This is a genomic window from Brevundimonas sp. UBA6550, assembly GCF_002434505.1.
GTDB lineage: Bacteria > Pseudomonadota > Alphaproteobacteria > Caulobacterales > Caulobacteraceae > Brevundimonas.
In genome coordinates this window covers 807538-831018 of the sequence record NZ_DJKE01000008.1, presented here as the reverse complement: position 1 = coordinate 831018, position 23481 = coordinate 807538, and the positions used below count along the sequence as shown (strand labels likewise).

Here is a 23481-nt window from a genome sequence, read left to right as displayed (position 1 = left end):
TCGTGATCGCAAGTCTCGCGTCAGCGGGCGTCTGGGCCCGGTCGAAAGCTCGGTTCATCACAACGAATACGACGGGACACGGCGATCACAACGGAGACGATCTCGTCGTGGTCGTCGTGCCTCGCTGTGGGCGTTGTGATGAACCCTTCTGTCGCACGCTATCGCGGCGTGGGGCCATCAACCTGTTTGAACGGCGACAGTTCGGCCGTCATCGCGGCCCTCTGTTCCTCGACCGCCGGGCCTTCGCGCTCCAGATAGCGGGCGACGGGGTCGCGCAGGGCGGGGTCGGCGATGAAGTGGGCGGAGTAGACGGGAGAGGGCAGATAGCCGCGCGCGATCTTGTGCTCGCCCTGCGCGCCCGCCTCGACGCGGGACAGGCCGCGTGAAATGGCGAAGTCGATGGCCTGATAGTAGCACAGCTCGAAATGCAGGAAGGGCACGTCCTCAAGCGCGCCCCACTGACGGCCATAGAGGGCGTCGCGGCCGATGAAGTTCAGGGCGCCGGCGATGGGCGCGCCGTCGCGAAACGCCATGACCAGGGCGATCCGGTCGGCCATCGTCGCCCCGATACGGTCGAAGAAGTCGCGTGTCAGATAGGGGCGGCCCCATTTGCGCGAGCCGGTGTCCATATAGAAGGCGAAGAAGGCGTCCCAATGGGCCGGCTCGATCTCGGCGCCGGTCAGGATGCGGATGTCGAGGTCGGCCTGCGCGTCGCGCCGCTCGCGCCGGATCGACTTGCGGCGATTGGAAGACAGGGCGGCCAGGAAGTGGTCGAAGGTCTGATAGCTGTCGTTGCGCCAGATGAACTGGATGTCCTGGCGGGGCAGCAGGCCGGCCTCGGTCATGGCCTCCCACTCCGGCCGGGTGGGGAAGTTGACGTGCAGGGACGAGACGCCGAGCCGCTCCACCAGGGTCAGGGCGCCTTGCAGCAGGGCCTGGCGCACGGTGGCGGCGTCGGCGTCCGGGTGGTTCAGGAAGCGCGGTCCGGTCGCGGGGGTGAAGGGCACGGCGCCCAGCAGTTTGGGATAGTAGCGACCGCCGGCCCGCTCATAGGCGTCGGCCCAGCTGTGGTCGAAGACATATTCGCCCTGGCTGTCGCCCTTCAGATAGAGGGGCATCACGCCCAGCACGGCGTCGCCGTCATCGCGCAGCGCCAGATGTCGCGGGGCCCAGCCCTGGCGCGGCGTGGCGCTGTCGGACGCCTCGCAGGCGTGCAGGAAGTCATAGGAGACGAAGGGATCGCCGGTGGGACGCGCGCAGGCGTCCCAGGCCTCGCGGCCGATGTCGGCGATCGCGTCGTGAACCGAGATCTGAAAGATCAGCGGATCTCCACGATCGCGTCGATCTCGACGGCGAAGCCGAGCGGCAGCTTGTAGACGCCCACGGCCGAACGGGCGTGTTTGCCCGCCTCGCCAAAGACCTGGACCATCATGTCCGAGCAACCGTTGATGACGGCGGGGATGGCGTCGAAATCCGGTCCGGCCTGGACGAAGCCGCCCAGTTTGACAATGCGGACCACCCGGTCCAGGTCGCCGTCGCAGGCGGCCTTGATCTGGGCGATCAGGTTCAGGCCGCACAGGCGGGCGGCGTCCACGGCCTGTTCCGGCGTCACGTCCACGCCGACGGTGCCCTTGATCCCGCCATTGGCGTCGTTCGACAGCTGGCCCGAGATCGTGACCTGATCGCCCGAGCGGACGAAGGAGACATAGCTGGCCACCGGCTTGGCGGGTTCGGGCAGGGTCAGGCCCAGTTCGGCGATGCGGGCTTCGATGCTCATGGCGGCTCCTTTTGATATGGGCGCGGTTTAGCGCGGGGCGCGTGCGGCGTCACCCGCACTTAACGGCTTGGCGCGCTTTAAAGGTTCGCCAACCGCATCGTGCCATTGTGCGAACATGGATATGCATCTGACCCCCGACGTCGCCGCCTTCCATGCCGTTCTGGCGCGCCTGTCGCCCCAGGACCGCGCGCGGGTGGACGCCGCCGCCACTCCGGCCGCGCAAAAGGCCGCCGAGGCCGCGCCGCATTGGGATTTCGAAATGCCGGCCAAGGCGGTGGATGCGCTGTTGGGCGCTGATGTATCCGACAATGTGCGTCGCGGCTTGGTCGCCGCCTGGGCGCTGCAACTGCCCGACCGTGCAGCGGCGATGAACCTGCCGGCCGAGGTCATGGCCCTCTATCCCTACTGGATCGACCAATTGGCGGGTTTTCTGGAGAAGGCCGAGGGCGACTACGTTTTCGACCATTGGTCCAAGGACGTGCGCTTCACCCTGGCGCTCAGCGTGCCGGGGGCAAAGAGCCAAGTCATAGACCTGTCGTCGCCGGTCGGGCCGGGCCAGATCGTCAAACACGTTCGCGACGGCTGGGGCCTCAAGCCGCTGTTCCGCTATCTGGCGGCGGGCGCCAAGCGCGAGCCGTGGCTGGAGGTGCATACCGAAAGCCGCTGGCTGCGCGGTTTCAACGAGGACGGCTGGAACGCGGCCTGGGCCACGGCGGCCGAACTGTGCCGCGCGCGGCCCGAACTGGCGGGCATGATCGGCTCCAGCTGGTTCTACGACCCGCCCCTGACCGAGATCAGCCCCCGCCTGGCCCATCTGCGCCTGAACCCGCTGAACGGCGGCGCCTTCATGGTGCATCAGGGCCCGGCGCCGATCCACACCGAACGAGCCGGCACGGCCTCGCCGTCGAGGAAGGCGCTGATCGACAGCGGAGAATACACCGCGCGGTCGTGGCTGATGATCTGGCCGCGGAAGGAACTGATCGCCTGGGCGGATCGGCGGAGGGCTCAAGGCGTCGATCCCCTCCAGCCGTCATCCTAGGCCTTGTGCCTAGGATCCATAGACTCAGACCTCGCCGCTGTTCGCGGTGTCAGACAATGGCCGTTAAGCGGCTGACACCGGGCGTATGGATCCTAGGCACAAGGCCTAGGATGACGAACTTAGGAGGTCGTCATCCGCCACGCCGCTGCGACGGGCAGAATGTCCAGATCAGCTGCCTTGGCCAGTCGGATCAGACGGTCGATGTCGTCGGGCCGGCAGCCGTAAGGCGTGGGCGCGTCGCCGACATCGTGGCCATAGGCGATCAACCAGCCCTTCGACGCCGCCGTCTCCTCGACCAGCGCCTTCAGGTCGTAACCGGGCAGGCGGCGGCTCTCCAGTCCGATGGCTTGCAGCAGGTTGCGGTCGGCCCTGGCGCGGTTCACGCCGTCGCGCACGCCGCGCCCGCACAGGAAGCGCCGCTCGATCACCGGCTTGGACGCCAGGGCGCAATCGCCGAACGGATAGGCGAAGGTCTGCATTTCGTATCCGTCCAGCCGCTCGGCCACCCAGGCGGCGTTGCGGGCCAGACTGGCGTCCAGTTCGGCCGGCGACAGCGTCAAGGTCGAGACGTGTTCATACGTGTGGCAGCCGACCTCATGCCCCGCTGCGTGCAGGGCCTGAAGATGCTCCACCTCGAACTGCGGCAGATCCAGATTGCGGCCGCCGGCCAGCCCGCCACAGACATAGTAGGTCGCCTTGACGCCATGCTCGGCCAGGATCGGCCCGGCCTCTGTCCAGGCGGAGGCGGGGATGTCGTCGAACGACAGGCTCATAATCCCGCGCGACGGTCGGATATCGACGGGGCGGACGTCTAGATAGCGGCCGGCGCGGCGGCGCATCTTGTCGATGAAGGCGCTCATGACCGCCTTATGCCACGACGGGCTTAAGGCCGGGTTTCACACCGTCACGGGTTGGGCGGTCAGGCCGCGCACGCCGAACACGCGGCGATAGCGTTCGATCTCGGCCGGATCGCCCACCGCCTTGGCCGGGTTGTCCGACAGTTTGACGGCCGGTCGGCCGCCCGCCTCCACCACCTTGCAGACCAGGGAGATCGGCTCCAACTCGGGCGCCGGGGCGGGCGAACAGTCGCGGAAGTCGTTGGTCAGATTGGTGCCCCAGCCGAAGCTGAGACGGGCGCGACCGTGGAAATGGGCGTGGGTCGCCTCGATGCCGTCGATGTCCATGCCGTCCGAGAAGATCAGCAGCTTCTCCTTCGGATCGCGCCCGTGCGCTGTCCACCAGTCGATCAGACGCTCGCCGGCCGGGATCGGCGGCGCGGAATCGGGACGGAATCCGGTCCAGTCGGCCACCCAATCCGGCGCCTGATCCAGAAACGCCTCGGTGCCGAAGGCGTCAGGCAGGACGATCAGCAGATTGCCGGCGTAATGCCTGCGCCACTCGTCCAGCACGGCGTAGGGCACTTGCGCCAGGGCCGCGTCGTCGGGGGCCAGCGCCGCCATCACCATCGGCAGTTCGTGGCCGTTGGTGCCGATGGCCTCCAGATCGTTCTCCATCGCGTGCAGCACGTTCGACGTGCCGATGAAGGACCGGCCCAGACCCTCTTTCAGCGCCTGGATGCACCAGCGTTGCCACAGGAAGCCGTGGCGACGACGGGTGCCGAAATCCGACAGGGCCAGGTCGGGCAAGGCCCGCAACCGCTCCACCTTGGACCACAGCCGCGTCTTGGCGCGCGAATACAGGATGTCCAGTTCGAACCGGCCCAGCCGCTGCATACCGACCCGGCAGCGCAGCTCGTTCAGGATGGCCAGCGCCGGGATTTCCCACAGCGTCACCTCGGCCCAGGCGCCGGAGAAGGTCAGCACATACTGACCATCCTCGACCGACAGATCGTATTCGGGCAGTTGGTAGTCGGTCAGCCAGGCGATGAAGTCGGGCGAGAAGATCTGCTTCACCCCATAGAAGCTGTTGCCCGACAGCCAGACCAGCTCCTTGTTGGTGAAGCGTAGCGTCCGGGCGTGATCCAGCTGTTCGCGCAAGGCCGCGATGTCGACCTCTTCGGCCAGCCGAACGGTCTTGGTGCGGTTGATGACCTGGAACGTCACCGGCACGTCGCGATGCTCGCGCCAGATCATCTGCAGCATCAGCAGCTTGTAGAAGTCGGTGTCCAGCAGACTGCGGACGATCGGGTCCAGGCGAAAGCCGTGGTCATAGGCGCGTTTGGCGAGATCCATGCTCTGTCCTACGGCTTCAGTGCCCGGCCCGCCACCACCGCGTCCTTGCCGAACTTCTCGCGCAGCACGTCGATGGCGCGCTCGGTCTTCAGGGCGCGGGTCTCCGATGTCTGAAACAGGCCGGCGGGCGCGTCTTCGGCGTCCTGAACATCGGCCATGCCGATGCCGATCAGGCGATAGGGGCGGCCCAGTTCCGGTTTCAGCAGGTCCCGCCCGGCGGCGAACAGGGCGCGCGCGGTCTGGACCGGATCGGGCAGGGTGATGCGGCGGGTCACGATCTTGAAGTCCGCGCGCCGCAGCTTCAGCACCAGAACGCGGCTGGCCACCCCGTCGCGGCGGGCCTTGGACGCCAGCTTCTCGCACAGCGGCCACAACTCGGCCTCCAGCGCCTCGGCCGTGGTCAGGTCCTCGTTGAAGGTGGTTTCGGCGCTCATCCCCTTGCGGTCCCGCTCGGGGTTCACGGCGCGGGCGTCGCGGGCGTGGGCCAGGTCGTGCAGGCGCAGACCCGATTCGCCGTAGCGTCTGACCAGATCGCGCACGTCCGCCCGCGCCAGATCGCCGATGGTCGAATAGCCGTCGCTGCGCAACGCCTTGCCGAACACCGGCCCGACGCCGGGCAGGGCGGTGACGGGGCGGGGCGCCAGCAGGCTTTGCGCATTCGCCGCCCCCACGACTGAGAAGCCGCGCGGCTTATCCATCTCCGACGCCATCTTGGCCAGGAAGCGGTTGGGCGCCAGGCCGATGGAGACGGTCAGGCCGGTCTCCTCCTCGATCCGCTTCTGGAACCGGATCAGCTGCAACGCGGGCGGCCCGCCGTTCAGCCGCTCGGTGCCCGACAGATCGACCCAGGCCTCGTCCAGCGACAGGGGCTGAATCAGCGGCGTCAGCTGGCCCAGGGCGCCCAGGATACGCTGGGATTCGAAGACGTATTTGGTGAAGTCGGGCCGGATGACCACGGCCTCGGGACAGGCCTTCAGCGCCTTGAACATCGGCATGGCCGAGCCGACGCCGTACTGGCGCGCGACATAGCAGGCGGTGGAGACCACGCCGCGCTTGCCGCCGCCGACGATGACCGGCTTGTCGCGCAACTCCGGCCGATCGCGCTTCTCCACCGAGGCGTAGAAGGCGTCGCAATCCATGTGGGCGATGGACAGCTGATCCAGTTCGGGATCGGCGACGATCCGTCGCGATCCGCACGCCGGGCAGCGGCCATCCAGCGGTCCGGCGGGGTCTTCGCCGGTCCACAGACAGTCGCGACAGATGGCCTTGATGGCCACGTTTAAGGTCTCCGTAAGTTTGGCTTCACCCCAACTTAAGACTGGCCGCCTACGAATGCGACCAACGAGGCGTCCCGCGTTCGAGGGGCGCGCAGGTCAGGTGATGATGTCCAAGAAAGTCCTCATCGTCGAGGATAACGAGCTGAACATGAAGCTTTTTCATGATCTGCTCGATTCCCAGGGCTATGAGACCCTGCAGACCCGCGAAGGGCTGCAGGCGCTCGCCCTGGCCCGCGCCCACCACCCCGACCTGATCCTGATGGACATCCAGTTGCCGGAAATCTCGGGGCTGGAAGTCACCAAATGGCTGAAGGACGACGAGGAACTGAACCACATCCCCGTCATCGCCGTGACCGCCTTCGCCATGAAGGGCGACGAGGAGCGGATCCGCCAGGGCGGCTGCGAGGCCTATATCTCCAAGCCGATCTCGGTCATGCATTTCCTCGACACAATCCGGCAGCACCTGGGATGAGCGCGCGCATCCTCGTGGTCGACGACGTGGACGTGAACGTCCGCCTGCTCGAAGCCAAGCTGACGGTCGAATATTACGACGTCCTGACCTGCAACGACGGGGTCACGGCGCTGGCGCTGGCGGCCGAGCATCAGCCGGACCTGATCTTGCTGGACGTCATGATGCCCGGCATGGACGGGTTCGAAACCTGCCGACGTCTGAAGGCCGAGGCTTCCACGCGCCACATCCCGGTCGTCCTGGTCACCGCTCTGGACGGGCGTCAGGACCGGATTCGCGGGCTGGAGGCGGGCGCCGACGACTTCCTGACCAAGCCCATCGACGACGTGATCCTGTTTGCGCGGGTCAAGTCGCTGACCCGGCTGAAACAGGTGATGGACGAACTGCGCGAGCGCGAGGAAAGCGGCCGGCGCCTGGGCGTCGATTCGGAAGGCGCGGCCCGGTTGCGCAGCGAGGGCGGCCGCGTCCTGATCGTCGACGACGATCTGCGCCAGGCCGAAAAGATCGCCCAGGAACTGGGTGTCGAACACCGCGTCGCCATCGAATCCGACCCCGATTCGGCTCTGGCGGCGGCGCGGGGCGTGCTGGATCTGATCATCGTCAATGTGGCGGCGGCGGCCTTCGACGGGCTTCGGATCGTGGCCCAGGCCAAGTCGGGCGACGCCCGCCGGGCGCCGATCCTGGCCATCGTCGATCCGGCCGAGCGGCCGCGCATGGTCAAGGCGCTGGAGCTTGGGGCCGCCGATATCCTGCCGCGTCCGATAGACACCGAGGAGCTGTCGGCGCGGGTCCGCACCCAGATCCGCCGCAAGCGCTACACCGACTTCCTGCGGCACAAGCTGGACAGCAGCATGGAGATGGCCGTCACCGACGCCCTGACCGGCCTGCATAATCGCCGCTACATGACCGGCCAGCTTCAGGCCCTGGTGGGCCGCGCGGCCCAGGGCGGCGCCCAGGTGGCGGTGCTGGTGCTGGACATCGACCACTTCAAATCGGTCAACGACGGCTTCGGCCACGATGCGGGCGACGAGGTTCTGGTCGAGTTCGCCGTGCGCCTGGCCACCAACGTCCGCGCCGTGGACCTGCCGTGCCGCATGGGCGGCGAGGAGTTCGTGGTCGTCATGCCGGGCGCCAGTCTGGAGGACGCCGGTCGCGTCGCCGAACGCATCCGCCGCGACGTCGCCTCCGCCCCCTTCCGGGTCATGGGCGGCAAGGAGCAGATCACCATCACCATCTCGATCGGCGTGGCCGCCACCGTCGGCGACGGCGACACGCCCGAGGGCCTGCTGAAACGCGCCGACGAAGGGGTGTATGAAGCCAAGGCCGCCGGCCGCAACCGGGTCATCGCCCGCGCAGCCTGAGATCAAGCCCGAACAACGAAAAACGCCCGGCTGGAGACCAGCCGGGCGTTCTCGATTTTCAGCCGATCAAGGTTTTACTTGATCTTGCCTTCCTTGAACTCGACGTGCTTGCGCACGACGGGGTCGTACTTCTTGACGACCATCTTCTCGGTCATGGTGCGGGCGTTCTTCTTGGTGACGTAGAAGAAGCCGGTGTCGGCCGTGGAGTTCAGGCGGATCTTGATGGAAGCCGGTTTGGCCATCGGAATTACCTCTGCGACGGCGAAAGCCGCTTAAAATAAGAGGCGCGGAACATACTCAGGATCGCCCCAAAGTCAACGGGCGCGTTGCCGCGTTGATGAGGCGGGGCGCACATATAGTCTGACCGTATGAAAATCGCATCCCTGCTGGCCGCTGCGGCCCTGATCTCCCTGTCGTCCGCCGGCGGGGCGGCCGCGTCTGCCGCGCCGGTGCAGGACGATTTCCTGGCGCGGTTGAACGCCCTGTGCGGCCAGCGATTCGAAGGCCGGGTCGTCACCACCGACGCCGCCGACGCCAGGTTCGCCAGCGAGCGGCTAATCATGCACGTCCGCGACTGTTCGACGGACGAGGTGCGCATTCCCTTCGCCGTGGGGTCGGATCGTTCGCGGACCTGGGTCGTGACGAAGACCGACGCGGGCCTGCGGCTGAAGCACGATCATCGGCATGAGGACGGCACGACGGACGTGTTGCACCGGTACGGCGGCGACACGGCGAACGCCGGCACGGCCGAGCGGCAGGAATTCCCGGTCGACGCCGAATCTGTCGCCCTGTTCAACGCCAATGACGCCGCGGTCTCGACCACCAATGTCTGGGCGATGGAGGTCCATCCCGACCGGATGTTCGCCTATGAACTGCTCCGCCCCAACCGGCATTTCCGCGTCGAGTTCGACCTGACCAAGCCCATCAAGGACTAAGGTCAGACGGCGCGCCAGCCTTGAAGCGGACGCACCGTGGCGCAGCCCGGGCCGCCGTCCCGGGCGCGGCCCGGCAGGACCACCTCCAGCACACGCCCCTGACGCGCCTGGGCCAGCAGGTCGGCGGGGATGTCGTGGACGTCGATCTTGGCGCGGCGGCTCCATTCGCTGGCGTGCTGACCGGCCGAGGTTCCGATGGCGATATAGACGAACCGCCGCGTCGGCCCCTCGCGCCGCACGAAGGGGCCGGTCAGGCGGCCGTCGTCGGACAGTGTGGCCGGCGCGTCGAAACTGATCGGGCCGTCGCCGGCGATGCGCGGCCCGACCGGCGTGTTGGCCTTGTCCTGCAGGCTGTAGGCGACGCCCACGACCGGATCGGCGATGGTCAGACGCAGGGTGATGGTCGCGGCGGCCATGGGTTCAGTCCCTGTGTTCGACCCGGTGCTGTCCATGCACCATCCGCACGAAGGGCAGGGGACAGTGCGGGTGCTCCAGTCGCTCGGCCAACTCGCCCAGCACGAACCGGGTGATGGCGGGCAGGTCCAGCGCGCGCGCCTGTTCCAGCGGCAGCCAGGCGATCTCGTCCAGTTCGCCCGATCCGGCCGTCGGCTCGGGCGTCAGCAGGGCCTCCGCCGGCGCCATGAAGAACCGCGCGTCGAACCGGCGCGCACGGCCGGGCGGGGTGATGGCGCGCGCGATATAGGACAGGACCGACAGATCGGGCAGGGCGCCCGCCTGGCGATACTCGCGCCACGGCCCGGCGACGCTGGCGGACGGCGCGGGCCGGCCCAGGATAAGACCCGTCTCCTCGAACGTCTCGCGCACTGCGGTCAGGGCCAGGGCGCGCGCGCGGCGTGCCGGTAGTTCGCCCTCCAGCCGCCGCGCGACATCGGATGACAGCGCGCCGGTCGCGGCCGCGGTGAAGTCGCTGCGGTCGATCCGCCCGCCCGGAAACACCCATTTCGACGCCATGAACACATGCCCCGGCGCGCGGCGCCCCATCAGCACCTCGGGCCGCGACCCTCCGCGTGTCAGGATCAGGGTCGCCGCATCCTTGGGCCTCTGACGAACCCCTTGCGCGCGCGGTGCGTCCGCTAGGTCCTGTGCGGCGTCGAAGGGGTGGGGCGGCGTCGGCATTGATGATCGATGCCACGCGCCGACCCTCAAGGAAAGCGCGGCGCCTAGTCGATGCGACGCCAGTAGGCGGCGAACACCAGCACCGAAGGCTTGCCGTTCGCCGCATTGTCTCGCGTCACCGTGAAACTGTTCATCACTGAGCGCAAGCCGAGGGCGTTCGCCGCCTGATTGACCTCCGGCCCCTGGACCGCATCAGTGAAGACAGTGACGGCGTCGTCGATGAGGCCTGGACGCCCGACGCCGAGGGCTTCGCACAGAGAGGCGCTGCACGTGACCTCGAACGAGGCTAGGGCGCCGGGTGCGATGGCCTTGCCGTAAATCCCCTGCAGCGCTGCCTCGGTGGCGGCCGACCAGGCGGGGTCCACGCCTCCGCCCGTGACCTCGGCGTGCAGGGCGGAGATGTCGGGCTCTGGCGAGCGCGGCGCGAAGAGCGCCTGGACAGCCGGCGAAACGGGACGGCTCGGCGCCGGCGGAACGGTCGGTGCGACGGATGTCTGCTGGGCGAGGATCGCGGCGGCGATAAGGACGGCGGCGGCCATGGGAAGTCTCCATCGTTGAGATGACGCACGGTGCGGTGCGTCGGGGCGAGGGAGGTCTGGATGGGCGCCAGCCGGTTCGGCCAGTCCGATAAAGTCGTCACGATTTTCTTGGGCGACCAACAGGCGGGCGATTTCGCGACTGGAGCCGATGCCGGTCTTGCGTCGTGCGGACCTGAAACGTTCGTTCACCGCCAGTTCGGACAGCCCCTTCAGGACGGCGATGGACTTGGCCGTGTGGCCTCGCCCAAGGAGGATCAGCAACTCGCGTTCAGCCGCGTTCAGGCGAGCGAGTGTGGCGTCGAAAGGCTGATCTTTCATCCCGCTCATCCCGGCGAAAGCCGGGACCCAGATCTTTGGGCGATCCGTTTTCGAGATGATCCTCGGGACTCGATCCCGACCGCCAGTGCGAACGAAAGCACTGGGTCCCGGCTTTCGCCGGGATGAGCGGCTGTTCTAGTCACTTCCGTTTGCCCTTGCGCACGCCCTTCAGGCCGCCAGAGGGTCTGGAGCCGTTGCGGGGCTTGGGGCCGCCAGGCCGGTTCTTGCCGCGCATGGCCGGGCCGTCGCCGCCGCGTCCGCGAATGCCATAGCGCGGAGCCGGGGCGTTGGGGTCGCGAGGCTCCGGCTCGCTGAGCATTTCGAAGACCAGACCGCCGGTGACGGGCGTCGCCTCGCGCAGCTTGACCTCGACCATACGGCCCAGGGTGAAGCGTTTGCCGGTGCGTTCGCCGACCAGGGCGTGGGCGCGGTCGTCGTGGGTGAAATATTCGCTGCCGAGCGTCGAGACGGGGACCAGACCATCCGCGCCGGTGTCCTCGAGCCGGATGAACAGGCCGAAACGGGTGACGCCGGTGATGCGCCCGGCGAAGGTCGCGCCGATATGCTCCTCCAGATAGGCGGCGATGTAGCGGTCCATGGCGTCGCGTTCGGCGGCCATCGAGCGGCGCTCGGTCGTCGTGACCTGTTCGGCGATGGCCGGCAGTTCGGCGATCTCTCGGTCCGTCAGCCCGTCCTTGCCCAGGTTCAGCGCGCGGATCAGGCCCCTGTGCACGATCAGGTCGGAATAGCGCCGGATCGGCGAGGTGAAGTGGGCGTAGCGGTCCAGGTTCAGACCGAAGTGGCCCACGTTCTCAGGCGAATAGATGGCCTGCATCTGGGTGCGCAGCACGACCTCGTTGACCACGTCGGCGTGTTCGGTGTCGCGCGTCTCGTCCAGCAGCTTGTTGAACCGCTTGGTCGTGCCCGGCTCGCCCTTGTTCCACGGCTTGCCGATGGTGTGCAGGAAGTCGGCCAGGTTGAAGATCTTCTCCTGACTGGGCGCGTCGTGGATGCGGTAGATCAGAGGCGTTTTCTTCTGCTCCAGCGTTTCGGCGGCGCAGACGTTGGCCTGGATCATCATCTCCTCGATCAGCCGGTGCGCCTCCAGCGAGGTGCGTTTCTCGATGGAGGCGATGCCGCCGTCCGGCGCCATGCGGATGCGGCGCTCGGCCGATTCGATCTGCAGGGGGCTGCGCTTCAGGCGGCCCTTCAGCATGGCGTGATAGGCGTTCCAAAGCGGATAGAGGATGGCCTCCATGATCGGGCCGGTGGCGTCGTCCGTCTGGCCGTCGATGGCGGCCTGCGCCTGTTCGTAGGACAGTTTGGCGTGCGACCGCATCAGGCCGCGCACGAACCTGTGGCCCGTCTTTCGGCCGTCCTTGTCGAAGACCATCCGCACGGCCAGGCAGGCGCGGTTCTCGCCCTCCTTCAGGCTGCACAGGCCGTTCGACAGCACTTCCGGCAGCATCGGCTCGACGCGGTCGGGGAAGTAGGTCGAGTTGCCCTTTTCTCGCGCCTCCCGGTCCAGTTGGGAGCCGGGGCGGACATAGGCGGCGACATCGGCGATGGCGACCCAGACGATCCAGCCGCCTTCATTCCTGGGGTCTTCGTCGCGCACGGCATAGACCGCGTCGTCGTGGTCGCGCGCATCGGCGGGGTCGATGGTGATGAAGGGAACATCGCGCAGGTCCTCGCGGCCCTTCAGCGTCGGCAGTTCCTGATCCTCGGCCTCGCGCTCCACGGCCTCGGAGAAGCCGGTCGGAATGCTGTGGGTGTAGATGGCGATCAGGGAGGCGGCGCGGGGATCGTCTTCCTTGCCGATGTGCTCCAGGATCTTGCCGCGTTTGGGACCATATCGCTGGTCGCCCTTTTCGATGGCGGCCAGAACCAGATCGCCGTCGCGCAGGTCCCCGGATTGGGCCTGGGGCACCAGCAGCATGTCCTTGGAGCGGCGGTCGACCGGCTCGACGCGGGTCTCGCGCGCCGACTTGCGGATGACGCCAAGGACGCGGTTGGTCCCCACGTCCAGCTTCTTGATCAGCCGGGCTTCCCAGCCGTCGGCGCCGCGCTGGAACTTGACCAGCAGGCGGTCGCCCAGGCCAGGGGCGGCCTTGGTCTTGTCGGGGATCAGCAGGGCGTGGGGCGCGTCGGGGCTGGCCTCGACCAGGCGCACATACAGTTCGCCGTCGCCGTCGCGCTCGATCACATCGGCGACGCCGACGGGAGGCAGGGCGCCGGCTTCGGAAAAGCCCTTGCGGCCGCGCTTGCCCAGCCGGCCTTCGGCTTCAAGCTCGCGGATCATTTCGCGCAAGGCCCGGCGGTCGCCGCCCTTCAGTCCGAAGTGGCGGGCGATATCGGTCTTCTCGGCCGATCCGGCCTCGCGCAGGAAGGCGACGAGGGTGTCTTTGTCGGGGAGACCGGCGGGCGGCCTCTTGGATGATTTGGTCATTAGGTCTTTACGTAGCGCGGAACCGCGCGTTTGGGTCAAATCTTGCGTGATTTGACCGGGTGGATGTGGGGCTTCAGCTTTCGCCGATCCCGAATGGAGTCTTCGATGTCCCTCAACGCCCCCGCCCTGAGCGCGACCGTCTCGTCGCCGCTGGATCTGATCGGCAAGACGCCGATGGTGGAGGTGACGAAGATCGACACCGGGAAATGCCGCCTGCTGCTGAAGCTGGAGTCCCAGAACCCCGGCGGCTCGATCAAGGACCGGATCGCCATCGAGATGCTGGACGCCGCCGAAAGGGAAGGCTGGCTGAAGGAGGGCGGAACCATCGTCGAGGCGACCGCAGGCAATACGGGCCTGGCGCTGACGCTGGTCGGCCGGGCGCGGGGATATAAGGTGCTTCTGGTCATCCCGGACAAGATGTCCAAGGAAAAGATCCAGCATCTCAGGGCCATGGGCGCCGATGTTCGCCTGACACGTTCGGACGTCCCGCACGGCCACCCGGAATACTACACCGATATGGCCGAGCGCCTGTCGCAGGCCATTCCCGGCGCCTATTACGTCAATCAGTTCGCCAATCCGTCGAACGCCGAGGCCCATGTGAAGACGACGGGACCGGAGATTTGGGAACAGACGGGCGGCGACATCGACGCCTTCGTCGCCGGCATCGGCTCGGGCGGCACCATCACCGGCACGGCCCGCTATCTGAAGAGCGTCGGTTCCAAGGCCGAGATCATCCTGGCCGATCCGGTCGGTTCGACCCTGGCGGGCATCGTCAACGACGGCGTGCCGGGGCCGGAGGGCGGTTACACCGTCGAGGGAATCGGCCAGAACTTCGTGCCCGACACGGCGGACATGAGCCTGATCGACAGGGCCTATTCCATCCCCGACGCCGAGGCCATCGCCACGGCCCGCGAACTGTTGCTGAAGGAGGGCATTCTGGCCGGCTCGTCGTCGGGCACCCTGATCGCCACGGCCCTGCGCTGGTGCCGCGAACAGACCGAGGCCAAGACCTGCGTCACCTTCGTCTGCGACACCGGCGCCAAATATCTGTCCAAGGTCTATAACGACGCCTGGCTGGCCGATCAGGGCCTGGGCGAGCGCGAGATCCACGGCGACCTGTCGGACCTGATCAACCGCAAATACGACAAGGGCGACGTGGTCGTCGCCGGGCCTGGCGACACTCTGGACACCGCCTTCAAGCGGATGAAGGGCGCCGACGTGTCGCAACTGCCGATCATCGACGATGGCCGTCTGGTCGGCATCCTGGACGAAAGCGACCTGATCCAGGTGATGAACACCGACGAGATCACCCGCAAGGAGCGGTTCGCCAAGCCGGTGTCCTCGGCCATGACGCGCGATCTGGACACGGTGCAGGTCAAGGAGCCGCTGGACGCCCTGATCCCCGTCTTCGACCGCGACCGGGTGGCCATCGTGCTGGACGGCGAGACCTTCGTCGGCCTGATCACCCGCACCGACCTGATCAACCACCTCAGCCTGAACCGCTGAGGCTTATCGATGGTGACGCTGCATCGCGCGCCGGCCTGGAAGATCTCGGTTTACGGGCGCGATCATGGCGTCCCCCACTTTCATGTAGAGGGGCGCGGCTGGCGGTGTTCGGTTGCAATCGCCACCTTGGAGGTCATCATAGGAACCTATGATCCGAGATCGCTCGCAGCCGCCATCGCCTGGGCCAGCGGGCGGCAGCCCGAGTTGCTGGATGTGTGGAACGAGTTGAACCCATGATGGGCGTCGAACAACAACCTGAACTGATCGGTGTGCAGGGGTCCGCTCCGTATTGGCTTGATTTGCGCTGGGGCGATGGTCGGGAAGCCCGGGTCGACCTGAGCAATACGATGGGCGACGAGGCCTATGAAGCGTTGCGCGAGCCTGCCGTTTTCACGGCCGTCGATCTGGGCGATTGGGGCCATAGTCTGGTGTGGCCCGGCGGCGTCGAAATCGGCGCAGACTCCCTGTGGCTGGACAGCCTGTCGTCCTGGGGACGTGAGGACACGCGGTCGTTCCTGGAATGGCGGCTTCGCAACGGCTTTTCCGCGACTGCGGCGGCCGAGGCCTTGGGCATCTCGCGAGCCAGCGTGATCAGATATTCGACAGAGGCGACGGTGCCTCGATCCATTCAACTGGCCTGCAAGGGCTGGGACGCCTTGAAAGCCGCCTGATGAAGAACAAGAACAGCCAGGGCTTCTCGACCCGCGCCATCCATGCCGGCCAGCATCCCGACCCGACGACGGGTGCGGTGATGACGCCGATCTACGCCACCTCGACCTACGCCCAGGAAAGCCCCGGCGTGAACAAGGGGTATGAGTATGCGCGGGGCAAGAACCCCACGCGCGAGGCGTTCGAGGCCTGTATCGCGGACCTGGAGGGCGGCACGCACGGGTTCGGCTTTGGCTCGGGCATGGCGGCGACCTCGACGGCGCTGGAGCTGCTGGACGCGGGCGACCACATCGTCACCGGCGACGATCTGTACGGCGGATCGTGGCGGCTGTTCGAGCGGGTGCGCAGGCGCACCATGGGGCTGGACTTCGCCTATGTGGACCTGAGCGACATCGCCGCGGTCGAGGCGGCGATCACGCCCAGGACGAAGATGCTGTGGGTCGAGACGCCCACCAATCCCCTGATGAAGCTGGCCGACATCGCCGCCCTGTCGAAGGTGGCCAAGGCGCATGGCCTGCTGCTGATCGTGGACAACACCTTCGCCACCCCCTTCTGCCAGCAGCCACTGAGCCTGGGGGCCGACGTGGTCATGCATTCGGCGACCAAATATCTGAACGGCCATTCGGACATCATCGGCGGGGTGCTGGCGACCGCAGACGCAGAGCTGGCGACGCGGATCAAGTTCCTGCAGAACTCGGTCGGCGGGATCATGGGACCGTTCGACGCCTTCCTGGCCAATCGCGGCTTAAAGACCCTGGCGCTCAGGATGAAAGCCCACTGCGAGAACGCCCTGACCGTGGCGCGCTGGCTGGAGACGCGGGCGGGCGTCGCTAGGGTCATCTATCCCGGCCTGATCGCCCACCCGCAGCATGAGCTGGCCGCGCGCCAGATGCACGGCGGGTTCGGCGGCATGGTGACGGTGATCCTGGACGGCGATCTGGAGCGCACCAAACGGGTGCTGGAGCGGGTTCAGGTCTTCACCCTGGCGGAATCGCTGGGCGGCGTCGAAAGCCTGGTGAACCACCCGGCGATCATGACCCACGCCTCGGTCCCCAAGGAGGTCCGCGAGGCGGGCGGCGTGACCGACAACCTGATCCGGCTGTCGGTGGGCGTGGAGAACGTCGAGGACCTGATCGCGGACCTGGATCAGGCCCTGGGCTGATTTCAGCCGGGCAGGGCGGTCTGGTGGCCGGTGACGGGCGGCAGCTTCTTCTTGGGGGCCGCGCGCTTCACCGGCGCCTTGGCGGGCTTGGGCAAAGCGGCGCGGCGGGCGATCTCGACGTCGATGATAGGGATGATGTCGCTGGCGGCCATGACCTGGGTCGAGGCGCCGTGTTCCACCAGGCGCGCGGCGTTGGCGCGCAGCGTGGCCAGGTCGGCGTCGGTCATCGCGGGGATCATGTCGGCGAGCGGGGTCATGTCGGCATCCGTATGCAGAGGCCTCAGGGCCGGCGCGACAGGCGCCAGCCCTTCAGCGAATTGAAGGCGATTTCCACCGTCACGCGGTCGCCCGGCAGCGAGACGCCCGTCTGGGCGCCCAGCGAGGGCAGGACCGCGATCAGGTGGCCGTTGTCCAGACGAACCCGTCGTCCGCCGAGCGGCATCAGCGTGATGACCTCGCCGTCGAAGGCGATGACGCCGGCCCTTTCACAGACCGGCGCGTTCGTGCTGGACGTCTGGAGCGTGTCCTACTCCGCCGCCGTCAGGCGACCGGCGGATTCCTTGCCGGAGCGGGCGTCTCGCTCGATTTCATAGGACAGCTTCTGGCCTTCGTTCAGCGAACCGAGGTCCGAGGTTTCAACGGCCGAGACGTGGACGAAGACGTCCTTGCCGCCATCGTCGGGCGCGATGAAGCCGTAGCCTTTAGTGGGATTGTACCATTTAACAGTGCCGGTAGCCATTTGGAGACCTCCGTCTGGCGTTGACCGCAGGGAGGGATCCCTGGTCGGCCTGTCGGGTCTGAATGGGATCGGCTTTTGGACCTCGGTGCGTGATGCAAAGGGAGCAGCGGCGTTACGCAGAGAGAGATCGACAGGCCCTAGATGGGAAGCCGGTCCCCGTTGTGCAAGGGCGGGGTCAGAAGTCGTAGGACACCTTGGCCACCAGCGCCTGTTTATACTGCTCGCCGAAGGTGTCGGCGTCGGTGTCGTGATAGCGCACGTCCAGCGACAGGGCGTCGGTCATGGCGTAGGTGACGCCGGCGTTCCAGCCGGTGTAGTCGGGCCCGCCCGTCTGGTTGCGCCGCCCCACCGCCGCCGTGCCGTTCAGCCGGGGGGTGAAGTCCCAACCGATCTGGCCCTCGACCCAGGTGAAGGACTCGGTCGGGCCGGCGACGTCGGGCGAATACTGGACCTGCAGCCGGGCGCTGGCCGGGCCGATGGAGCGGCTGACGTTGCCGGTCAGCTCCCAGGCGTCCTGGTCGTAGCCGCCCTCGGCGCCCAGGCGGTTCTTGTAGGCGACGTTGAAGTCGAACTGATAGCCGAAGGCCTCGGGCTGATAGCCGGCGACGAACTCGGCCTCGACGTTCGAGCCGCCCGACTGGACCGTCTCGAAGCCGGGGCCGGCGTAGAACAGGCCGTCCGCACTCTGCCACGTCGCCGAACCGAAGGCGTAGCCGTCGTTGCCGGATTTCGACGCATTCTTGGATCGGTTGTCCGTGCCGGCGCCCAGTTCGAACGACCAGGCGTCCCGCCACGACGGACCCGAGGCGGTTTGGGCCGCAGCAGGCGCGGCCACGGCGGCGGCGAGGGCGAAGGCGGCGAACATGGGGACGGATGTGCGGATCATGACGGCTCCAACGCGCGAAATGCGGTTCGGCGCCTTTAACGCGCTCCGGTCTTGATAGCGAATTGATCCGTGGCCTGAGCGAACTCTTGTCGCAGGCGCGCCACCAGTTCGGCGGTCGGCAGAACGTCGTGGATGGCGCCCGCGCCTTGCCCTGCGGACCAGACGGTCTTCCACGCCTTGGCCTCGTCGCCCATGTCCAGCTTGTGCTCGGGCAGGTGTTTGGGGTCGATGCCGTTGTCGACCAGCGACTTGGTCATGAAGTTGGCCGGAATGCCCGAGACGGCCGGGGTGTGGACGATGTCGGTCGAGCCGCTGTCGATCACCATCTGCTTGTAGGCGTCGGGCGCCATGGCCTCGGTCGTGTTGATGAAGCGGGTGCCCATATAGGCGAAGTCGGCCCCCAGCATCAGGGCCGCCGCCACGTCCTGACCCGTCGAGATGGCGCCCGACAGGATGATGGTTCCGTCGAAGAAGCTGCGCACCTCGTTGACCAGGGCGAAGGGGTTGATGATGCCCGCATGGCCGCCCGCGCCGTTGGCCACCAGGATCAGGCCGTCGACGCCCGCCTCGGCCGCCTTTCGCGCATGGCGGATGTTGGCGATGTCGTGGAAGACCTGACCGCCATAGCCGTGGACCGCATCGACCATGTCGCGCACGGCGCCCAGGGAGGTGATGATCAGCGGCACCTTCTCCTCGACCGACACCATCATGTCGGCCATCAGCCGGGGATTGGTCGGATGGACGATGTGGTTGACGCCGAAGGCGGCGGCCTCCGGCTTCAGTCGCGACTTGATCTCCTGGATCCACTCCCGATAGCCCTCGGTCGTGCGCTGGTTCAGCGAGGGGAAGGTGCCGATGACGCCCGCATTGCAGGCCTCGACCACCAGGTCCGGCCCCGAGACCAGGAACATGGGCGCCGAAATGATCGGCAGGGTCAGACCTTTTTGCAGCGAAGCGGGAATGGCCACGGGCGTCTCCTTGGTTTTCTTTCGCTACGCTTAGCGGGCTGTCGCGGGGGAAGGCAAATGGGAAGGGATTTGAGTCTGCGGTGCGAAAAAACAGAGTCTCGATCGTCTGAAAACGGGGCGGGCGTGAAATTGCACTGCACGCGGAAATGGAGTGCAAAGTGCAAGGGCGTGCAATTAGGCGGGTGGAGTTGGACTCCGAAAAAAACAGTCCAACGAGTCCAAGTGAGTCCAAGTTTTCGTCCTGCTGCGAAACGGCGCATCATACGGGCGTTTGAGGGGACGGTCGGTCGATTGACGCTGCCGGTCATCAAGACGTTGAAAGGGCGACCGAAGTTTTCGAGAGATAGGATGGGCGGCGTGTCTTTGGTCTTCCCTGATGCGGGAGGATTTTCATACGCGCCGCAAGCGCCTAAATGCCCAGCATGACCCACTACACCGACAACCTGAGCCAACTGGGCGCCCAGACCGCCGCCCCGACCAGCCCCGAAACCGCCGTGCTGGAGCGGGTGCCGAACCCGCACGCGGACACGCTTTACCTGGCCCGGTTCACGGCGCCGGAGTTCACCAGCCTGTGCCCCGTCACCGGCCAGCCGGACTTCGCCCACCTCGTCATCGACTATGCGCCGGGCGACTGGCTGGTCGAATCCAAGAGCTTGAAGCTTTATCTGACCAGTTTCCGCAACCACGGCGCCTTCCACGAGGACTGCACCGTCGCCATCGGCCGCAGGCTGGCCGACCTGCTTGAGCCCAAATGGCTGAGGATCGGCGGATACTGGTATCCGCGCGGCGGCATCCCGATCGACGTCTTCTGGCAGACCGGCGCGCCGCCCGAGGGGCTGTGGCTGCCGGACCAGGGGGTGGCGACCTATCGCGGGCGAGGGTGAGGCGAGCGCCTCACATCACCGTGGGCGGGTCGGTCCTGAAGCCTTCAAGCGTGCGCTCGAACTGACGTTGCGACACGGGCTTGGCCAGGAAGACGCCGCGTTCGGGCACCATCGCATCGGCCGGAACGACGGCGCCGGACGTCATGATGATGTCGATGGGCGGCCAGCGGTCGCGGATCGCGGCGGCCAGGGTGACGCCTGACATTCCGCCGGGCATGTCGATGTCGGTGAACACGATGCGGATGTCGTCGCGGCTTTCCAGGATGCGAACCGCCTCGAAGGCGTCGGCCGCCTCGACCGCAACATAGCCCGCGTCCTCCACCATCTCCACGGCCGCCAGCCGCAGCAACGGTTCGTCCTCGACCACCAGCACGAGCGGGCCGGTGGGCGCAGGGGTTCGGTCGCTATTCATGAAGTGGGAGCCAAACTCTCGGAGCGAGCCGTGAAGACCGCGACCAACCCTGTCGTACTATAGCGAAGATCGGAGCCCCCGGTTCCAGAAAGACCGCGCTCGATCAATTTGGAGCCGAAGCCGCGACGGGTGGGCGGTTCCGCAGGCGGGCCGCCGACCTCGCGCCAGGTCACGACAACATCGTCGCCATCCAGCCGCCAGTCGATCCACACACAGCCCTGCGGCACGGACGCCGCCCCGTATTTGACGGCGTTGGTCGCCATTTCGTGGATCAGCAGGATGATCGTCTGGGCGGCGCGGTCCGACACGGAGAAGGCGGGACCGTCCAGGCGGAAGCTGTCGGCCTCCATGACATTGCCCAGGGCTTTGGTGATCAGGGAGCGCAGGTCCGCGCTCTGCCAGTTCTTCTGGGTCAGGGCCGCGTGGGCGGCGGCCAGCGCCAGCAGCCGGTCCTCGAAGGCGCGAACCCGCTCGCGGTCCAGGCCCTTCAGGCTTTGGCGCGCGATGGCCTGAACCATGGCTAGGGTGTTCTTCAGCCGGTGGGTGGTCTCGGCCGTCAGGATGGCGTTGTGATCCTCGGCCTGCAGGCGGGCGGCGTCCGCCAGCACCCGGCCGGTCGTTTCGTTGGTGAAGATGAACAGGCCGTCGACGCCGCCCTCGGCGTTCAGAACGCGCGAATAGGAGAAGGTCCACCAGGTGTCGGAAACGCCCCGGTCGGTGTCCAGCTTCCACGGCAGGTCGACGAACCGGCGGCTGCGGCCGGCGAAGGCCTCGTCGATGATCGGCTTGGCCTGTTCCCATCCGTCGGCCCAGACCTCGATGAAGGCCGATCCCATGGCCCAGTTCAGGCGCGGGCCGAGCAAGGGAAAATAGGTCTCGTTGAAGAAGAACCACAGGTCCTGCTCGCCCCAGGCCAGGATCATCGATTCGGGCGAGTTCAGAACCAGGCTGAGGGCGGTCTTCAGCGCGGGCGGCCAGTCCTGAGGCGGGCCGAGCGGGTGGTCGGACCAGTCGCGGTCGAGGATCAACCGCGTCGCCGCCCCGCCGCCTGCGAGGAACCGAAGGGCGGGTTCGAGAGGCTCGGCGGTCGGAGGGTTTTCGGACGACATGTCCTTGCGACTTATGGCGGAATCCCGCGACGTCGCAAGGATTTCCGCGTGACGATGATCGTTGACAGCAGCGGGCGCAGGCGTGGCTTATCCTGACCATGGAACACCTTTACCGCCTCCCTCTAGAAGCCTGGGGCCGACGTCTGATGGCGCGAGCCGAGGGCTGGGCCGATCGGTCGCGTCCGCGCCGCCATGCCTACGAATTCCTGTGGTTCGGTCTCAAGCAGGGGTGGGCGTGTCTGTTCGGCGGGCTGATGCTGGCCCTGATCCTGGGGACCTTCCTGTTCTGGCCCGACCAGGCGCCGGTGTCGCGCTACGATTTCCTGGCGGTCGGGGCGGTGCTGATCCAGGCGGCGATGCTGGCGTTTCGGCTGGAGAGTTGGGAGGAGGCGCGGGTCATCTTCCTGTTCCACGTCGCCGGCACGATCATGGAGCTGTTCAAGACGGCGCATGGGTCGTGGGTCTATCCCGAGGACAGCCTGTTGCGGATCGGGGCCGTGCCCCTGTTCTCGGGCTTCATGTATGCGGCGGTCGGCAGCTATATCGCGCGGGTGCAGCGTATCTTCCACATCCGGGTGCGGGGGTATCCGCCGCTTTGGACGACCTGGGTGCTGGCGGCGGCCATCTACGTCAACTTCTTCGCCCATCATTGGCTGCCGGACGTGCGGATCGCGTTGTTCATCGCGACCGCCCTGTTGTTCGGACGGGGGTGGTTCTATTTCACGGCGGATCGGAAGCGGCGGTCGATGCCGCTGCTGCTGGGCTATTTCCTGGTGGCCCTGTTCATCTGGTTCGCCGAGAACCTGGGCACGCTGGGCCGGGCCTGGGTCTATCCGGGCCAGGCGGACGGGTGGGAGATTGTGTCCCTGGCCAAGTTGGGCAGCTGGTTCCTGCTGATGATCATTTCGGTCGTGCTGGTCTCATTGGTCCACCGGCCGGAAGACGAGGTCAGCGGCTCTCCAGCGCCCCGCGCATGACGGCGGACCTGCGGCTCATGCGGGCCTTGAGCAGGCGATAGGCGACGGCGACGACCAGGATGGCCAGGGCGATGGCGCCGATCAGCAGGGTGGGGCCGTGAGCCTCGCTGAGCAGTTCCATCCGCGCCAGTCCTTGGGCTGCCAGATAGCCCGGCGCCAGCATGGCCAGGACCCAAACGACCGCCGACGTGACATTGCCGAACTGGAAGGCGCGCTGGCGCATCCTGAGCATCCCCAGCGTCAGCGGCACGAAGGCGCGCAACGGGCCGAAGAAGCGGCCCACGAAGATCGACATGACGCCGTAGCGGCGGCAGTACAGGCGCGTCCAGGCGATGCGGCGGCGGTGCGGCCTGAACATCGGGCGCTGCAGGAACCGCACGCCCAGGCGCCGTCCAGCCCAGTAGGAGACGGCGTCGCCGATCACCGCGCCGACCACGCAGCCGACGATGACATTGACCGGATCCAGCACCCCGGCCGCGATCAGGCCGCCGGCCGCGACCAACAGGCCGGTGGCGGGCACGAAGGCGCCGACGACGGCCAGCGATTCGAAGAAGGTGATCAGGCCCAACAGGACGCCGGCCCACATATGGTTGCGGGCGATGAAGTCGCCCACGGCTTGCAACAGGGAATCCATACGAAGGCCTTGGGGGAGAAAGGCGGGGTCGGTCGAGGGGGC

General features: G+C 67.0%; 29 protein-coding genes. 11 read left to right on the top strand and 18 right to left on the bottom strand.

The window, feature by feature from the left end; translation table 11 throughout:
* Positions 1 to 158: 158 nt before the first annotated feature.
* Positions 159 to 1322, bottom strand: a complete 1164-nt coding sequence (locus tag B3Z70_RS12035; protein WP_292020200.1) for a GNAT family N-acetyltransferase — start codon at positions 1320 to 1322, stop codon at positions 159 to 161.
* Positions 1319 to 1777 (bottom strand): RidA family protein, encoded by a 459-nt coding sequence (locus tag B3Z70_RS12030; protein ID WP_292020186.1) that lies wholly within the window; start codon positions 1775 to 1777, stop codon positions 1319 to 1321. Before B3Z70_RS12030 ends, B3Z70_RS12035 begins: the two co-directional genes overlap by 4 nt.
* A gap of 121 nt (positions 1778 to 1898) precedes the next feature.
* Between B3Z70_RS12030 and B3Z70_RS12025 the strand changes: the two genes are divergently transcribed.
* Complete coding sequence (locus tag B3Z70_RS12025; RefSeq protein WP_292020184.1) at positions 1899 to 2816, top strand: hypothetical protein; 918 nt, start codon at positions 1899 to 1901, stop codon at positions 2814 to 2816.
* Positions 2817 to 2935: 119 nt separating this feature from the next.
* Here B3Z70_RS12025 and B3Z70_RS12020 read toward each other — a convergent pair whose 3' ends face one another.
* Genes B3Z70_RS12020 through B3Z70_RS12010 form a run of 3 tightly spaced genes read right to left on the bottom strand, consistent with a single transcriptional unit; the run spans position 2936 to position 6285 of the window.
* Positions 2936 to 3676, bottom strand: coding sequence for a polysaccharide deacetylase family protein (locus tag B3Z70_RS12020; protein WP_292020182.1), 741 nt, complete (start codon positions 3674 to 3676; stop codon positions 2936 to 2938).
* 36 nt (positions 3677 to 3712) lie between these two features.
* Complete coding sequence (pncB, locus tag B3Z70_RS12015; RefSeq protein ID WP_292020180.1) at positions 3713 to 5008, bottom strand: nicotinate phosphoribosyltransferase; 1296 nt, start codon at positions 5006 to 5008, stop codon at positions 3713 to 3715.
* Positions 5009 to 5016: 8 nt separating this feature from the next.
* Positions 5017 to 6285, bottom strand: a complete 1269-nt coding sequence (locus B3Z70_RS12010; RefSeq protein WP_292020177.1) for a DNA polymerase IV — start codon at positions 6283 to 6285, stop codon at positions 5017 to 5019.
* A 106-nt stretch (positions 6286 to 6391) separates the two neighbouring features.
* Between B3Z70_RS12010 and B3Z70_RS12005 the strand changes: the two genes are divergently transcribed.
* Both B3Z70_RS12005 and B3Z70_RS12000 read left to right on the top strand, forming a co-directional pair.
* Positions 6392 to 6757: a response regulator gene (locus tag B3Z70_RS12005; RefSeq protein ID WP_166622562.1), complete on the top strand. Its 366-nt coding sequence runs from the start codon at positions 6392 to 6394 to the stop codon at positions 6755 to 6757.
* Entirely contained in the window at positions 6754 to 8115 is a 1362-nt protein-coding gene (locus B3Z70_RS12000) for a PleD family two-component system response regulator (RefSeq protein ID WP_292020175.1), read from the top strand. The genes B3Z70_RS12005 and B3Z70_RS12000 overlap by 4 nt, the downstream gene beginning before the upstream one ends.
* 74 nt (positions 8116 to 8189) lie before the next feature.
* On the opposite strand, the gene rpmG is transcribed toward B3Z70_RS12000, so the two are convergent.
* Positions 8190 to 8357, bottom strand: coding sequence for a 50S ribosomal protein L33 (gene rpmG, locus B3Z70_RS11995; RefSeq protein WP_003164451.1), 168 nt, complete (start codon positions 8355 to 8357; stop codon positions 8190 to 8192).
* Positions 8358 to 8483: 126 nt separating this feature from the next.
* Between rpmG and B3Z70_RS11990 the strand changes: the two genes are divergently transcribed.
* On the top strand, positions 8484 to 9050 hold the full coding sequence (locus tag B3Z70_RS11990; RefSeq protein WP_292020173.1) for a hypothetical protein: 567 nt from the start codon (positions 8484 to 8486) through the stop codon (positions 9048 to 9050).
* Between the two features lie 2 nt (positions 9051 to 9052).
* On the opposite strand, the gene B3Z70_RS11985 is transcribed toward B3Z70_RS11990, so the two are convergent.
* From B3Z70_RS11985 to B3Z70_RS11975, 3 genes are read right to left on the bottom strand one after another with little or no spacing between them, the layout of a single operon-like run.
* Entirely contained in the window at positions 9053 to 9466 is a 414-nt protein-coding gene (locus B3Z70_RS11985) for a DUF5990 family protein (protein WP_292020171.1), read from the bottom strand.
* A 4-nt stretch (positions 9467 to 9470) separates the two neighbouring features.
* Positions 9471 to 10187 carry an NUDIX hydrolase gene (locus tag B3Z70_RS11980; protein WP_292020168.1) on the bottom strand — a complete coding sequence of 239 codons (717 nt, stop codon included), beginning with the start codon at positions 10185 to 10187 and terminating at the stop codon, positions 9471 to 9473.
* Positions 10188 to 10231: 44 nt separating this feature from the next.
* Entirely contained in the window at positions 10232 to 10726 is a 495-nt protein-coding gene (locus tag B3Z70_RS11975) for a hypothetical protein (protein ID WP_292020166.1), read from the bottom strand.
* 60 nt (positions 10727 to 10786) lie between these two features.
* Here B3Z70_RS11975 and B3Z70_RS11970 point away from each other — a divergent pair, with 60 nt between their 5' ends.
* Positions 10787 to 11170 (top strand): hypothetical protein, encoded by a 384-nt coding sequence (locus B3Z70_RS11970; RefSeq protein ID WP_292020164.1) that lies wholly within the window; start codon positions 10787 to 10789, stop codon positions 11168 to 11170.
* 13 nt (positions 11171 to 11183) lie between these two features.
* Here the strand turns inward: B3Z70_RS11970 and rnr are convergent, their stop codons facing one another.
* The gene (gene rnr / locus B3Z70_RS11965; protein ID WP_292020162.1) at positions 11184 to 13493 is read right to left on the bottom strand and encodes a ribonuclease R; all 2310 of its coding nucleotides are present in this window, start codon (positions 13491 to 13493) and stop codon (positions 11184 to 11186) included.
* Between the two features lie 105 nt (positions 13494 to 13598).
* Here rnr and B3Z70_RS11960 point away from each other — a divergent pair, with 105 nt between their 5' ends.
* The 4 genes from B3Z70_RS11960 to B3Z70_RS11945 are packed head-to-tail and all read left to right on the top strand — an operon-like array spanning position 13599 to position 16830.
* Complete coding sequence (locus tag B3Z70_RS11960) at positions 13599 to 14999, top strand: cystathionine beta-synthase (RefSeq protein ID WP_292020160.1); 1401 nt, start codon at positions 13599 to 13601, stop codon at positions 14997 to 14999.
* A gap of 9 nt (positions 15000 to 15008) precedes the next feature.
* Complete coding sequence (locus B3Z70_RS11955; protein WP_292045629.1) at positions 15009 to 15236, top strand: DUF4160 domain-containing protein; 228 nt, start codon at positions 15009 to 15011, stop codon at positions 15234 to 15236.
* On the top strand, positions 15233 to 15670 hold the full coding sequence (locus tag B3Z70_RS11950) for a DUF2442 domain-containing protein (RefSeq protein WP_292020157.1): 438 nt from the start codon (positions 15233 to 15235) through the stop codon (positions 15668 to 15670). The genes B3Z70_RS11955 and B3Z70_RS11950 overlap by 4 nt, the downstream gene beginning before the upstream one ends.
* On the top strand, positions 15670 to 16830 hold the full coding sequence (locus tag B3Z70_RS11945; protein ID WP_409410532.1) for a cystathionine gamma-synthase: 1161 nt from the start codon (positions 15670 to 15672) through the stop codon (positions 16828 to 16830). Before B3Z70_RS11950 ends, B3Z70_RS11945 begins: the two co-directional genes overlap by 1 nt.
* Positions 16831 to 16832: 2 nt before the next feature.
* Here B3Z70_RS11945 and B3Z70_RS11940 read toward each other — a convergent pair whose 3' ends face one another.
* The 5 genes from B3Z70_RS11940 to B3Z70_RS11920 all read right to left on the bottom strand — a co-directional run bounded on the left by B3Z70_RS11940 (position 16833) and on the right by B3Z70_RS11920 (position 19423).
* A complete protein-coding gene (locus tag B3Z70_RS11940) occupies positions 16833 to 17087 on the bottom strand; it encodes a hypothetical protein (RefSeq protein WP_292020155.1) in 255 nt (84 codons plus the stop codon).
* A gap of 23 nt (positions 17088 to 17110) precedes the next feature.
* Positions 17111 to 17272: a hypothetical protein gene (locus B3Z70_RS11935; protein ID WP_292020153.1), complete on the bottom strand. Its 162-nt coding sequence runs from the start codon at positions 17270 to 17272 to the stop codon at positions 17111 to 17113.
* Between the two features lie 84 nt (positions 17273 to 17356).
* Positions 17357 to 17569, bottom strand: coding sequence for a cold-shock protein (locus tag B3Z70_RS11930; protein ID WP_292020152.1), 213 nt, complete (start codon positions 17567 to 17569; stop codon positions 17357 to 17359).
* 175 nt (positions 17570 to 17744) lie between these two features.
* On the bottom strand, positions 17745 to 18455 hold the full coding sequence (locus B3Z70_RS11925) for a TorF family putative porin (RefSeq protein WP_292020150.1): 711 nt from the start codon (positions 18453 to 18455) through the stop codon (positions 17745 to 17747).
* 35 nt (positions 18456 to 18490) lie between these two features.
* Positions 18491 to 19423 carry an NAD(P)H-dependent flavin oxidoreductase gene (locus B3Z70_RS11920; protein WP_292020148.1) on the bottom strand — a complete coding sequence of 311 codons (933 nt, stop codon included), beginning with the start codon at positions 19421 to 19423 and terminating at the stop codon, positions 18491 to 18493.
* Positions 19424 to 19845: 422 nt separating this feature from the next.
* Between B3Z70_RS11920 and queF the strand changes: the two genes are divergently transcribed.
* Entirely contained in the window at positions 19846 to 20307 is a 462-nt protein-coding gene (gene queF, locus B3Z70_RS11915; protein ID WP_292020196.1) for a preQ(1) synthase, read from the top strand.
* 10 nt (positions 20308 to 20317) lie between these two features.
* Here the strand turns inward: queF and B3Z70_RS11910 are convergent, their stop codons facing one another.
* The gene (locus B3Z70_RS11910; RefSeq protein ID WP_292020146.1) at positions 20318 to 20719 is read right to left on the bottom strand and encodes a response regulator; all 402 of its coding nucleotides are present in this window, start codon (positions 20717 to 20719) and stop codon (positions 20318 to 20320) included.
* On the bottom strand, positions 20716 to 21828 hold the full coding sequence (locus B3Z70_RS11905; protein ID WP_292020144.1) for a sensor histidine kinase: 1113 nt from the start codon (positions 21826 to 21828) through the stop codon (positions 20716 to 20718). Before B3Z70_RS11905 ends, B3Z70_RS11910 begins: the two co-directional genes overlap by 4 nt.
* 146 nt (positions 21829 to 21974) lie before the next feature.
* Here B3Z70_RS11905 and B3Z70_RS11900 point away from each other — a divergent pair, with 146 nt between their 5' ends.
* The gene (locus B3Z70_RS11900) at positions 21975 to 22805 is read left to right on the top strand and encodes a DUF817 domain-containing protein (RefSeq protein WP_292020143.1); all 831 of its coding nucleotides are present in this window, start codon (positions 21975 to 21977) and stop codon (positions 22803 to 22805) included.
* On the opposite strand, the gene B3Z70_RS11895 is transcribed toward B3Z70_RS11900, so the two are convergent.
* Positions 22777 to 23439, bottom strand: coding sequence for a DedA family protein (locus tag B3Z70_RS11895; RefSeq protein WP_292020140.1), 663 nt, complete (start codon positions 23437 to 23439; stop codon positions 22777 to 22779). The two genes, B3Z70_RS11900 and B3Z70_RS11895, sit on opposite strands and share 29 nt — an antisense overlap.
* Positions 23440 to 23481 lie beyond the last annotated feature (42 nt).

Excerpts from the sequence above, each read along its gene's own strand:
- B3Z70_RS12030 (WP_292020186.1), bottom strand. The coding sequence starts at position 1,777 with ATGAGCATCGAAGCCCGCATCGCCGAACTGGGCCTGACCCTGCCCGAA.
- pncB (WP_292020180.1), bottom strand. The coding sequence starts at position 5,008 with ATGGATCTCGCCAAACGCGCCTATGACCACGGCTTTCGCCTGGACCCG.
- B3Z70_RS11925 (WP_292020150.1), bottom strand. The coding sequence starts at position 18,455 with ATGATCCGCACATCCGTCCCCATGTTCGCCGCCTTCGCCCTCGCCGCC.
- B3Z70_RS11990 (WP_292020173.1), top strand. The coding sequence starts at position 8,484 with ATGAAAATCGCATCCCTGCTGGCCGCTGCGGCCCTGATCTCCCTGTCG.
- B3Z70_RS11895 (WP_292020140.1), bottom strand. The coding sequence starts at position 23,439 with ATGGATTCCCTGTTGCAAGCCGTGGGCGACTTCATCGCCCGCAACCAT.
- rnr (WP_292020162.1), bottom strand. The coding sequence starts at position 13,493 with ATGACCAAATCATCCAAGAGGCCGCCCGCCGGTCTCCCCGACAAAGAC.
- B3Z70_RS11935 (WP_292020153.1), bottom strand. The coding sequence starts at position 17,272 with ATGCCGCTCGGCGGACGACGGGTTCGTCTGGACAACGGCCACCTGATC.
- queF (WP_292020196.1), top strand. The coding sequence starts at position 19,846 with ATGACCCACTACACCGACAACCTGAGCCAACTGGGCGCCCAGACCGCC.
- B3Z70_RS11945 (WP_409410532.1), top strand. The coding sequence starts at position 15,670 with ATGAAGAACAAGAACAGCCAGGGCTTCTCGACCCGCGCCATCCATGCC.
- B3Z70_RS11980 (WP_292020168.1), bottom strand. The coding sequence starts at position 10,187 with ATGCCGACGCCGCCCCACCCCTTCGACGCCGCACAGGACCTAGCGGAC.
- B3Z70_RS11930 (WP_292020152.1), bottom strand. The coding sequence starts at position 17,569 with ATGGCTACCGGCACTGTTAAATGGTACAATCCCACTAAAGGCTACGGC.
- rpmG (WP_003164451.1), bottom strand. The coding sequence starts at position 8,357 with ATGGCCAAACCGGCTTCCATCAAGATCCGCCTGAACTCCACGGCCGAC.
- B3Z70_RS11940 (WP_292020155.1), bottom strand. The coding sequence starts at position 17,087 with ATGACCCCGCTCGCCGACATGATCCCCGCGATGACCGACGCCGACCTG.
- B3Z70_RS11970 (WP_292020164.1), top strand. The coding sequence starts at position 10,787 with ATGGGCGCCAGCCGGTTCGGCCAGTCCGATAAAGTCGTCACGATTTTC.
- B3Z70_RS11900 (WP_292020143.1), top strand. The coding sequence starts at position 21,975 with ATGGCGCGAGCCGAGGGCTGGGCCGATCGGTCGCGTCCGCGCCGCCAT.
- B3Z70_RS12005 (WP_166622562.1), top strand. The coding sequence starts at position 6,392 with ATGTCCAAGAAAGTCCTCATCGTCGAGGATAACGAGCTGAACATGAAG.
- B3Z70_RS11985 (WP_292020171.1), bottom strand. The coding sequence starts at position 9,466 with ATGGCCGCCGCGACCATCACCCTGCGTCTGACCATCGCCGATCCGGTC.
- B3Z70_RS12025 (WP_292020184.1), top strand. The coding sequence starts at position 1,899 with ATGCATCTGACCCCCGACGTCGCCGCCTTCCATGCCGTTCTGGCGCGC.
- B3Z70_RS11960 (WP_292020160.1), top strand. The coding sequence starts at position 13,599 with ATGTCCCTCAACGCCCCCGCCCTGAGCGCGACCGTCTCGTCGCCGCTG.
- B3Z70_RS12000 (WP_292020175.1), top strand. The coding sequence starts at position 6,754 with ATGAGCGCGCGCATCCTCGTGGTCGACGACGTGGACGTGAACGTCCGC.
- B3Z70_RS11955 (WP_292045629.1), top strand. The coding sequence starts at position 15,009 with ATGGTGACGCTGCATCGCGCGCCGGCCTGGAAGATCTCGGTTTACGGG.
- B3Z70_RS11910 (WP_292020146.1), bottom strand. The coding sequence starts at position 20,719 with ATGAATAGCGACCGAACCCCTGCGCCCACCGGCCCGCTCGTGCTGGTG.
- B3Z70_RS11905 (WP_292020144.1), bottom strand. The coding sequence starts at position 21,828 with ATGTCGTCCGAAAACCCTCCGACCGCCGAGCCTCTCGAACCCGCCCTT.
- B3Z70_RS11975 (WP_292020166.1), bottom strand. The coding sequence starts at position 10,726 with ATGGCCGCCGCCGTCCTTATCGCCGCCGCGATCCTCGCCCAGCAGACA.
- B3Z70_RS11950 (WP_292020157.1), top strand. The coding sequence starts at position 15,233 with ATGATGGGCGTCGAACAACAACCTGAACTGATCGGTGTGCAGGGGTCC.
- B3Z70_RS12020 (WP_292020182.1), bottom strand. The coding sequence starts at position 3,676 with ATGAGCGCCTTCATCGACAAGATGCGCCGCCGCGCCGGCCGCTATCTA.